The following is a 10114-nucleotide window of genomic DNA, read 5'->3' as shown; positions in this document are numbered from 1 at the left end:
CGGCGGGCATCGCGCTGGTCGCCGTCGCCGCGGCGGGCTGCACCGCCCTGCCGGCGGGCCTGGCCACCCAGCTCGCCGACCGGGCCGACACCGGCTGCCCGGACGAGGCGCCCGACCGGCTCGACGTCTGCGTGCAGCACCGGGGCGGCGGCTCGACCACGCTCGTCGTCGGCGACTCGACGGCCCGGGCCCTGCTGCCGGGGCTGGTCGAGCAGGCCGGCCGCTCCGGCGACACCGTCGTCGAGGCCGCGTGGCAGCGCTGCACGGTGACCGGGCTGCTCGTGGTGCCGAACGGCATGACGGCGCCCGACCGCCCGGCCCGCACCTGCCACGAGCAGGCGGTGGACGCCGTGGCCGCGGCGCTCACGACGTACCGCCCCGACGTGGTGCTGGTCAGCGAGTTCTGGGCGCACCACCAGGCGCTCGACGTCGACGGCACGCGGCTGGCACCCGGCACCGCGCCCCACGACGCCGCCCTGGCCGCCGGGTACGCCGCGCTCGTCGAGCGGGCCGCCGCGGTGGGGGCCCGCACGGTGTTCGTCGAGGTGCCGCCGCCCGGCCGGTCGATCGGGCCGTACGTCGCGGCAGGCCGACCGGCCGGCCGCGAGACCGGCGCGTTCGACGGCGCCTACGTCGACGGCTTCGACGTGCTGCTGCGCCGGGTCGCGGCCGACCACCCCCGCGACGCGGTGACGGTCAGCGTCACCGACGTGCTCTGCCCCGGCGGCGACTGCGCCGGCGTGCAGGACGGCGCGGTCGTGCGGGCGGACGGGGTGCACCTGACGGCCGCCCGGTCCCGGCAGCTGGCGCCGGTGCTGCTGCAGCGGGTCGCGTCGGCGCTCGCGGACTAGTGCCCGTGGTGGGCGTGGACCACCGCGTGACCGCGACCGCGGGCGATGAGCGCGCGGTTCACCGGCACCGTCACGACGAACGCCACGACCAGCGACAGCACCAGCGAGCCCCAGAACAGGGCGTCGGCCAGGGTCGAGTCGAGCGCGCCCGGCACGGCCAGCACGAAACCGTTGTCGACCAGCTCCATGACGGCGATCGAGACGGTGTCGGCCGCCAGCGCGACGCCCACGGCCCGACGCAGCGGCACGCCGTCGCGCAGCACCGGCAGCATCGTGAGGGAGTACCCGAACACGAAGGCCAGCACGACCGACAGCACGATGCTCGACAGGTCGGTCAGGCCCAGCGCGGTGGCCAGCACCATGCCGAGCACCTCGCCGATCGCGCAGCCGGTCAGGCAGTGCAGGGTCGCGGTGACGGCGGTGCCCCACGACGCGTCGCGCGCGTCGTGCCCGACGTGCGCCGTCACGACCGCACCAACCGCGCGATCGCCGCCGACGCCTCCCGCAGCTTCGCCTCGCGCTCCGGCCCGCCCTCGGTCACGGCGTCCGCGACGCAGTGCGCGAGGTGCTCGTCGAGCAGGCCGAGGGCGACCGCCTGCAGCGCCTTCGTCGCGGCCGACACCTGGGTCAGCACGTCGATGCAGTACTGGTCCTCCTCGACCATGCGGGCGATGCCGCGCACCTGCCCCTCGACGCGGCGCAGCCTGCGCAGCTGGGCGTCCTTCGTGGCGGCGTAGCCGGGGGCAGCGTGGTCGTGCGCGTCGTCCATGCGGTCGAGTATACCCCCCGCGGGTATCAGGGACGGTCATGATGGGGCGGTGGCTGCGAGAGAGAGCGCCGGCGTGCTGCTGCACCGCGGGGTCGGCGCGGGGCGAGAGGTGCTGCTGGCGCACATGGGCGGGCCCTTCTGGGCGCGCAAGGACGCCGGGGCGTGGACCATCCCCAAGGGCGAGCCCGAGCCGGGGGAGTCGCTGCTCGACTGCGCCCGCCGCGAGTTCACCGAGGAGCTCGGCCTGCCGGTGCCGGACGGCGAGCTGCGGCCGCTGGGCTCGGTGCGGCAGTCGGGCGGCAAGGTGGTCACCGCGTGGGCGCTCGCGGCCGACCTCGACGTGACCGCGGTGGTGCCGGGCACGTTCGAGCTGGAGTGGCCGCCGCGGTCGGGACGCCGGCAGTCGTTCCCCGAGGTCGACCGGGCCGAGTGGTTCGGGCTCGCCGAGGCGGCGACGCGCGTGGTGGCCGGCCAGCGGGGGCTGCTCGACCGGCTGGCCGGGCTCGACGGCGCCGACCCGTCCTGAGCGGGCCGGTCAGCCCTCGCCCGCGCGGCGATCGGCGTGCCGCACCCGGCCCCGCTTCACCGCGTACATCGCGTCGTCCGCGGCCTGCAGCAGCTGCTCGACCGACGTCGGCCCGTCGGACGTCGCCTGGCCGGTGCTCACCCGCACCCGCCGGCCGGGCGTCAGCCGGGCCCAGTCCACCTCCTCGAGCGCCTGCTCGAGCCGGGCCGACAGGGCGTCGGCCTCCGCGCGGCCGGCGCCGGGCGCGAGCACGACGAACTCGTCGCCGCCGAGCCGCACGACGACGTCCTCGCTGCGGGCGACGTCCTGCAGCACCGCGGCCACCCGCGACAGCACCTGGTCGCCGGTGTGGTGGCCGTAGGTGTCGTTGACCTGCTTGAAGCCGTCGAGGTCGACCAGCACGAGGGAGTGCTGGCGGCGCTCCTGACCGACCGGCAGCGCGCGCTCGAGGGCCCGCCGGTTGCCGACGCCGGTGAGCGGGTCGACGCTCGCCTGCCGCACCGCCCGGCGGGTCTCGCGCTCGAGCCGCTCGACGTCGAGCGCCGCCCGCGCGCCCTGCAGGGTGCTCAGCCGCTGCTGCCAGAGCACCGACGACAGCAGCCGCCCGTACGCCAGACCGGACGTCGCGCCCGGCACCCCCGCCTCGGCCTCGAGCTCGACCAGCAGGGCCCGCGCGGTGGCCACCACGTGCCAGTCCAGACCCGGCTCGAGGTCGTCGACGGCCCGGCGGGCGGCGGCCCGCGCGTCGTCGGTGCGACCGAGCGCCCGCAGGGCCCGCGCCAGCGCGGTGGCCGCGATCACCGGGTAGCCGGCGTAGGCCCGCGAGTCGCCGCCGTCGAGCAGGTCGCGCAGCTCGTCGACGACCTCGGTCGGCGCTGCGGTGGCCCGCGCGCCGAGGCTGACCGCGCGCACGCTGGCGGTGTAGGTGCCCAGCCGGCTCGCCTGCGTGAGCCGGCCGGCGGTGTCGGCCAGCTCGGCGGCTCGCGCCCGGTGCGCCAGCACGTCGTCCGGGCCGGCCAGCTCTGGCACCACCCGCTCCAGCTCGTCGGCCCAGCGCAGGTGCAGCTGGGCGAGGTTCAGCCAGTCGATGACGTCGCTCCCGGGCAGCGGCAGGGCGTCCTCGGGGATCGTGAGCGCCCGCTCGTAGTGCGGCACCGCCAGCTCGTACAGCCGCAGCTCGGCGTAGACCTCGCCGAGCGAGGTGCAGGCCCAGGCCGTCAGGCCGGGGTCGTCGGTGCGGGCCAGCTCGGCCTCCGCGCGGGCGAGGTCGACCAGCGCCGGCTCGACCTGCTGCTGGCGCACGAGGCTCAGCGCGTGCAGGGCGTACCCGTTCGAGGCCCAGCCGGGCGAGCCGGCGTCGAGCGCGATGTGCAGGCAGCGGTCGGCCGCGCGCTGCATGGCCCCGAGGTCGTCGCGCACCATCTCGAGCACCGACACGGCGTACCAGAGCCCGGCCTCCTCGGCGCTCGGCCCTCGGTCGGGGGACAGGTCGTCGAGCGCCTCGTGGGCCAGCCGGGCCGCCTCGTGCACCCCGCCGTCCTGCGCGAGCGTCAGGATGCGCCCGGCGGTCGCCGTCAGGTCCATGCGCGCATTCTCGGCTGCCGGGGGCGTCGTCCGCAGCCCGAGCCGCCGATCGGGGCCCCCGCGTGCGCGGTGCGCGACGGACCGGGTGCGGGCGAAGCGGACGGAACGGGCGGATGGGCGGCGCGACCCGCCCGTCGCGTCAGCGGCGGCGGGCGGACGTCGCGCAGCCGACGCAGGTGGTGGCGGTCGGCCGGGCCTCGAGCCGCCCGGCGGGGATCGGCGCGCCGCACACCTCGCAGACGCCGTACCCGCCCTCGGCCACCCGGCCGGCGACGGCCTCGATGGCGACGACGTCGCGTCCGGCCTGGTCGAGCACCGCCTGCAGCTGCGAGCGCTCGAAGGCGATGGTCGATCCCTCGGGGTCGTGCTCGTCGTCGGTCGACACGTCGCGCGTGGCCTCGATGACGCGGTCGAGGTCGCGCTGCAGGTCGGCCCGGCGGCGCAGCGCGGCGTCGCGCAGGGCGAGCAGCCGCTCCGCCGGACCGGCGTCCGGCGCGGTCACCGCAGCCGCACCACGCGGTCGCCGCAGCGCACCACGTCACCCGCCTGCAGCTGCCGTCCCCGGCGCTGCTCGGGCTCGCCGTTCACCTGGACGGCGCCCTCGGCCAGCAGGGTCTTGGCGTCGGCGCCGGTGTCGGCGAGGTCGGCGAGCTTCAGCAGCTGCCCGAGCCGGATGCCGCCCTCGACCCGCACCTCGTCCGCCGCCGCCAGGTCGCCCTCGTCGTCCACGCGACGAGCCTACGCGGGGGCGCGGCTACCCGCCGAGCAGCCGCAGCACGTCGTCGTGCAGCAGCCCGTTCGTGGCGAGGGCGTCGCCGCCCCACGGGCCGGGCGCGCCGTCGAGCGCGGTGAAGCGGCCGCCCGCCTCGGTGACGATCGGCACCAGGGCCGCCATGTCGTGCAGCGCCAGCTCGGGCTCGCAGGCGACGTCGACGGCGCCCTCCGCCACCAGCACGTACGACCAGAAGTCGCCGTACGCCCGGCTCCGCCAGCAGCGGCGGGTCAGGTCGAGGAAGGCCGGCAGCCGGTCGCGCGCCTCCCAGCCGCTCAGGCTCGAGTACGACAGCGAGGCGTCCGCCAGGTCGTCGACGCCCGACACCCGCAGCCGCGTCGCGGCCGACAGGCTGCGCCCGCTCCAGGCGCCGGTGCCCTGGGAGGCCCACCAGCGCCGGCCGAGCGCGGGGGCCGAGACCAGGCCGACCACCGGCTGGTCGCCGTCGACGAGGGCGATGAGCGTGGCCCACACCGGCACCCCGCGCACGAAGTTCTTCGTGCCGTCGATCGGGTCGACCACCCAGCGGCGGTCCCCGTGGCCGGTCGTCGCCAGCTCCTCGCCGACGACGGCGTCGCGCGGTCGGGTGCGCCGCAGCTGCGAGCGCACGAGCTGCTCGGCCGCGAGGTCGGCGTCGGTGACGGGCGTCAGGTCGGGCTTGCTGCGCACCTGCAGGTCGGCGGCGCGGAAGCGCTCGGTCGTCAGGGCGTCGACCTGGTCGGCGACGACGTGCGCGAGCCGCAGGTCGTCGTCGTAGCCCGGCACGCCCCGCAACCTATCGCGCCCCACCGCCCCGGGAGTCGGCAGCGGACTCCCAGGCGGCTCCCAGCCGCGTCCGGGCGGGACGTGGTGGGATCGGGCTGCCCCGGCACCCCGGTGCACCACCCCCGGCCCAGGAGGTCCACCGTGTTCGACACCGTCCAGGGGCTGCCCGTGCACGCCCTCGTCCTGCACTTCACCGTGGTGCTCGTGCCGCTGATGGCGCTGGTCACCGTGCTCGTGGCCTTCGGGCGCGGCCGGCTGCGCCGGGTGGGTGCCTGGCCGGTCGTGGCCGCGAACGCCCTGCTGGTGGGGCTGGTGTGGGTCACCCAGGAGAGCGGCGAGGCGCTCGAGCGGCGGCTCGGCGAGAGCGCGGCCATCGAGCGGCACGCCGAGATCGCCGACCTGATGATCTGGTTCGCGCTGGGGCTGCTCGTGGTGTCGGTGCTGGTCGCCCTCGCGAGGTCGCGGCGCGGTCCGGCCCCGGTGGTGCTCGGCGCCCTGACCCTCGTCGTCGCGGCCGCGGCCGTCGTCTGGACGGTGCGCACGGGCCACACCGGCTCCGAGGCGGTGTGGCAGGGGATCGTCGACGCGACGAACGGCAGGTGACGGCGGGACGCCGCGGCGCGGGTCGTCTCGCGCCTCGAGCACTCGCCGTGCGTTAGCCATTGACAGGCGTTGAACTTGCTTGTTCCCTAGAGGACAACAGTTCACGGGGCACGCACAGTGCGCCCCACCGCGACGCCCCGAGGTGACCCTGTCATGACGCTGATCGACGCCGGTCCGGAGCAGGTCCGGCACACCGAGCCGACGAGCGCGGCGCCCGCCGCCGTCGCACGCACCGTGCCGCTGGCCCGCGGCTGGGTGCCGGGTGCGGGCCACCTGGTCGGCCTGGCCAAGGGGCCGCTGCAGTTCATGGACGGCCTCGTCGACCAGGGCCCGCTCGTGCGCATGTACATCGGCTCGCGCCCGGTGGTGGTGGTCAACGACCTGACGCTGATCCGCGAGATCCTCGTCGAGCACGTCGAGGACTACACGCGCGGCCTGATCTTCCAGAAGGCCGAGGGCGTGCTCGGCCAGGGGCTGACGGTCGTCGAGGGCGAGGTGCACCACCGGCACCGACGCATGCTGCAGCCGGTGCTGCAGCGGCAGCAGGTGCGCAAGCACCTGCTCGAGATGCAGGAGGTCATCGAGGCCCGGCTGTCGACCTGGCAGCCCGGTGTCGCCTTCGACGCCAACGACGAGCTGCAGGAGCTCGGGATGGACGTCTTCAACCGCGCGCTGTTCAGCGACCGCCTGGCGCCCGAGGCGGCGGCCATGGTGCAGCAGGCCACCCCGGCGTTCATGACCGGCATCGTCGCGATGTCGTTCTACCCGCACCCCCTGCTCGAGCGGGTGCCGATCGGCGTGAACCGGCGCTTCACCCGGGCCCGGGTCAACATGGTGACGGCCGTCGACGAGATCATCGACCGGTTCGAGGGGTCCGACGACCCCGACCAGATCGCGTTCCTCGCCGGCGTCATGGCCGCGAAGGAGAAGCGCACCGGCCGCCGCATGGACCGCGACCAGCTGCGCGACGAGATCGTGAACCTGGTCGTCTCCGGGGCCACGGCGCCAGGCACCACGCTGACCTGGCTGTTCCACGAGCTCGCGCAGCACCCCGAGGTCGAGACCCGGATGATCGACGAGCTCGCGCAGCTCGCCGACGGCCCGCTCTCGCTCGAGGACGTCCAGGGGCTGCCCTACACCTCGGCCGTCATCAAGGAGACGCTGCGGCTGCACACCCCGACCTGGTTCCTCTCGCGGCACTCGCTGCGCGAGACGGTGCTCGGCGGCTACCGGATCCCGGCCGACACCGAGATGGCCTTCAGCCTCACCATGCTGCACCGCCGCAACCCGGTGTTCGCCGAGCCCGAGGCGTTCCGGCCCGACCGCTGGCTCGACGGCAGCCTCGACGACATGCCGCACGACGCCTACATGCCGTTCGGCGCGGGCAAGCACGGCTGCCTCGGCGAGCACTTCGTGCAGCAGGTGATGCTGCTGTCGGTCGCCGGCATCCTGCGGCGCTGGCGGCTGGTGCCGGTCAGCGCGAAGCCGGTGCGCGAGGTGCCCATGGCGCTGGTGCAGGCCAAGGGCCTCCGCGTCGCGCCCCACCGTCTGCCCGCCCGCCGGGCCGCGAGCTAGGAGCCCGATCGTGCCGCTGCAGGTCCCCATGCACATGCCCTTCCCCGACCGGGTCAGCCCCGACCTGGCCCGGGCCGCCGACGTCCAGCTCGACTGGCCCGCCCGGTTCGGGCTGCTGCCCACGCCGCGGTCGCGCCGCCGCCACCTCCAGGGGCGCTTCGCCGAGCTGGCCGCGCGGTTCAACCCGTCGGCCGTCGGGCCCGAGCTCGACCTGTCGGTCGACCAGATGAGCTGGTTCTTCATCTTCGACGACCTCTTCGACACCGCGCTCGGCCGGTCGCCGGAGCAGGCCGTCGACCTGGTGCGCGCGGTGCAGGCGGTGCTCGACCGCGAGCCGGACGTCGACGACGCACCGATCGTGGTGGCGTTCGCCGACGTCTGGCGCCGCAGCCGCGAGGGGATGAGCGAGCAGTGGACGGCACGAGCCGTCCGGCACTGGCACGACTACCTCGAGGGGCACGTGCAGGAGACCCGCAACCGGGTGGCCGACGGCGACCCCGGGCACGCCGAGCAGCTGGCCGTGCGGGCCGAGACCGGCGGCGTCCGACCGATCCTCGACCTCGCCGAGCGGCTGGGCGGCTACGAGCTGTCGGCCGCCGTCGCGGACGCCCCGTGGGTGCTCGAGATGCAGCAGCTGTCGGCCGAGGTCGTCGTGCTGGAGAACGACGTCGTCTCGCTCGAGAAGGAGCAGGGCATCGGCGACCACAACCTCGTGCTGCACCTGCAGCGGGCCGCGGGCGGCGACGTCGGCGGCGCCGTGGCCGTCGTGCAGGAGATGGTGCGCACCCGCGTCGACCGGTTCGTGGATCTCGCGGCCGACGCCGGCCGGTGCGCGCACGAGCTCGGCGAGGACGAGACCGGCGTGTCGGACGTCGAGCGCTACGTGCGCGACGCGCTGGCACCGGTGATGCGTGGCGCCCACGACTGGCAGCAGCACTCCGAGCGGTACCGCGCGGAGTACCTGGCGATCCCGCCCGAGGACCTCGACGCCGCGACGGGCGCGGCCCCCGCGGCCGCTCCGGCTCCCGCACCCGTGCGCAGCCTGCCGACGCCGAGCGGCCGGCCGCACGTCGTCCTCGTCGGCACCGGGTACACCAGCGTGTGGGCGCACCGCGCACTGCGCCGCCGGCTCGGCGGCTCGGTCGACGTGACGGTGATCGCCCCCGAGGCGAGCCACGCGTTCCACGGCTTCGTCGGCGAGGTGCTCGCCGGTGACCTCCCGACCGGGGTGACCCGCTCGCCGTTCGCCGAGGCATTCCCCGGCGCCCGGCACGTCGCCGGGTGGGTGCGTCAGGTCGTGGCCGACGCCCGCACCGTGCTGGTCGACACCCCCGACGGCACCGTGTCGGTGCCCTACGACGAGCTGGTGCTGGCCAGCGGCGCGAGCGACCGCCCGGCCGCCGAGGACGACGACGGCAGCGGGTGGTGCCTGCGCGGACCCGACGACGTCGCCGGCCTGCTGGCGCTGCTGGACGGCGCGGCGGTCGCCGACCCGAGCCGGCCGCCGCGAGCGGTCGTCGTCGGTGGCGGCCTGGCGGGCGTCGAGGCCGCCGCGGGCCTGGCCCGCCGCCGGGTGGGCGGACGCCGACCCGTCGTGACGCTGGTCGGCGCCCGCGACGAGGTCGCCGCCGAGCTGGCGGACTCGCCGGGCCTGGTGCAGCAGGCTCGCGCCTGGCTGCAGGACCTGGGTGTCGACGTCGTCACCGGCCGCCGCGTCGTCACCGTGCGACGCGACCACGTGGTGCTCGACGACGGCACCCGCCTGGCGACCGACGTGACCGTGTACGCCGTCGGCACCGACCGCCGCGCGCCGTACCTGGCCGGGCTGCCGCAGGCCGACGACGGGCGGGTGCTGGTCGACGGCTGCCTGCGCGCCGTGCCCGGTGTCTGGGCGGCCGGCGACGTCGCGACCGTGCTGGCCAAGGGCGGCGGGCTGGCGCCCGGCATGGCGGGCACCGCGATCCTGTCCGGCACCGCCGTCGGCCGCAACGTCGCCGCGAGCCTGCTCGGGCGGCGCCCGTCCGGGTTCGAGTGCCGCGACTCGGGGCGCGCCGCCGCCCTCGGCCCCGGCCGCGGCCTGCTGCACCTGACCGGCGCACCGCCGAGCAGCGGCCGCGGCGCCTACGTCGGCCGGCTGCTGTTCTTCCTCTGGTACGTGCCGTCGCGGCGCCAGGCCGGGCGCATCGTGCGCAGCTGGCTGGCCGGGCGGGTGCGTCCCGTGCGCCCGGTGCGACCGGCGCCGTCCCTCGCGGGTGCGGTGCCGTCGCGCCCGCACGACCGGGTCGCGGGCGCCCGCCCCGCCGACGTCCGGCCGCCGGCCGCGGTCGCCGACGTCGCGCAGCACCTGGTCGCGGCCCCCGTCTCGTCGGGCCGGTCGTGACCGACGTCGCGACGAGGGCCGGCACGACCGAGCCGACCAGACCCACCGACTCGACCGGCCTGACCGACGCCGGCGCGCACGGCCTCGCGGTCGTGCCCGCCGCGCCCGCCTCGTGGTGGTCGACGCCGGACGGTCACGGCGTCGAGCTCGCGATGGTGTCGGCGGTCGACGCCCTGCCGGGCCGGCTCCGCGAGCTCGCGGGGTACGCCCTGGGCTGGCGCGACGCGCCGTCGCCCGCAGGCGGCGAACCGGACGGCGACGGGCCGGTGCGCGCGCGCCGCGGCAAGGG

11 protein-coding genes and 1 pseudogene are annotated in these 10114 nt (G+C 76.5%); 6 read left to right on the top strand and 6 right to left on the bottom strand.

The features are described 5' to 3' along the window. Window positions 1–851 (top strand): SGNH hydrolase domain-containing protein (locus tag ACYVI6_RS16560; protein WP_460447421.1); only part of this gene is annotated, 851 nt, incomplete at its 5' end. On the opposite strand, the gene ACYVI6_RS16555 is transcribed toward ACYVI6_RS16560, so the two are convergent. Together ACYVI6_RS16555 and ACYVI6_RS16550 are read right to left on the bottom strand one after the other, a co-directional pair. Next, window positions 848–1318 carry a DUF4396 domain-containing protein gene (locus ACYVI6_RS16555; RefSeq protein WP_460447420.1) on the bottom strand — a complete coding sequence of 157 codons (471 nt, stop codon included), beginning with the start codon at window positions 1316–1318 and terminating at the stop codon, window positions 848–850. The genes ACYVI6_RS16560 and ACYVI6_RS16555 overlap by 4 nt on opposite strands. Beyond that, window positions 1315–1620, bottom strand: a complete 306-nt coding sequence (locus ACYVI6_RS16550; RefSeq protein ID WP_460447419.1) for a metal-sensitive transcriptional regulator — start codon at window positions 1618–1620, stop codon at window positions 1315–1317. Before ACYVI6_RS16550 ends, ACYVI6_RS16555 begins: the two co-directional genes overlap by 4 nt. Window positions 1621–1669: 49 nt before the next feature. Here ACYVI6_RS16550 and ACYVI6_RS16545 point away from each other — a divergent pair, with 49 nt between their 5' ends. Continuing rightward, on the top strand, window positions 1670–2146 hold the full coding sequence (locus tag ACYVI6_RS16545) for an NUDIX domain-containing protein (protein ID WP_460447418.1): 477 nt from the start codon (window positions 1670–1672) through the stop codon (window positions 2144–2146). Between the two features lie 9 nt (window positions 2147–2155). On the opposite strand, the gene ACYVI6_RS16540 is transcribed toward ACYVI6_RS16545, so the two are convergent. The 4 genes from ACYVI6_RS16540 to hisN form a co-directional block, all read right to left on the bottom strand. Then, a complete protein-coding gene (locus ACYVI6_RS16540; RefSeq protein WP_460447417.1) occupies window positions 2156–3730 on the bottom strand; it encodes a diguanylate cyclase in 1575 nt (524 codons plus the stop codon). Between the two features lie 139 nt (window positions 3731–3869). Beyond that, window positions 3870–4232, bottom strand: a complete 363-nt coding sequence (locus ACYVI6_RS16535) for a TraR/DksA family transcriptional regulator (RefSeq protein ID WP_460447416.1) — start codon at window positions 4230–4232, stop codon at window positions 3870–3872. After that, window positions 4229–4459, bottom strand: coding sequence for an RNA-binding S4 domain-containing protein (locus ACYVI6_RS16530; protein ID WP_460447415.1), 231 nt, complete (start codon window positions 4457–4459; stop codon window positions 4229–4231). Before ACYVI6_RS16530 ends, ACYVI6_RS16535 begins: the two co-directional genes overlap by 4 nt. Window positions 4460–4484: 25 nt before the next feature. Further along, window positions 4485–5267, bottom strand: coding sequence for a histidinol-phosphatase (hisN, locus tag ACYVI6_RS16525; protein ID WP_460447414.1), 783 nt, complete (start codon window positions 5265–5267; stop codon window positions 4485–4487). Window positions 5268–5408: 141 nt separating this feature from the next. Between hisN and ACYVI6_RS16520 the strand changes: the two genes are divergently transcribed. The 4 genes and pseudogenes from ACYVI6_RS16520 to ACYVI6_RS16505 form a co-directional block, all read left to right on the top strand. Next, entirely contained in the window at window positions 5409–5870 is a 462-nt protein-coding gene (locus ACYVI6_RS16520) for a DUF2231 domain-containing protein (protein ID WP_284290173.1), read from the top strand. Window positions 5871–6023: 153 nt separating this feature from the next. Next, window positions 6024–7445 carry a cytochrome P450 gene (locus ACYVI6_RS16515; RefSeq protein ID WP_460447413.1) on the top strand — a complete coding sequence of 474 codons (1422 nt, stop codon included), beginning with the start codon at window positions 6024–6026 and terminating at the stop codon, window positions 7443–7445. 10 nt (window positions 7446–7455) lie between these two features. Beyond that, the gene (locus tag ACYVI6_RS16510) at window positions 7456–9825 is read left to right on the top strand and encodes a terpene synthase family protein (protein ID WP_460447412.1); all 2370 of its coding nucleotides are present in this window, start codon (window positions 7456–7458) and stop codon (window positions 9823–9825) included. Then, window positions 9822–10114: pseudogene (locus ACYVI6_RS16505) on the top strand (hypothetical protein); the annotation flags it as partial. The gene ACYVI6_RS16510 and the pseudogene ACYVI6_RS16505, both read left to right, overlap by 4 nt.

It is taken from the genome of Angustibacter aerolatus, assembly GCF_054776675.1.
This window is presented reverse-complemented; position numbering and strand designations above follow the sequence as displayed.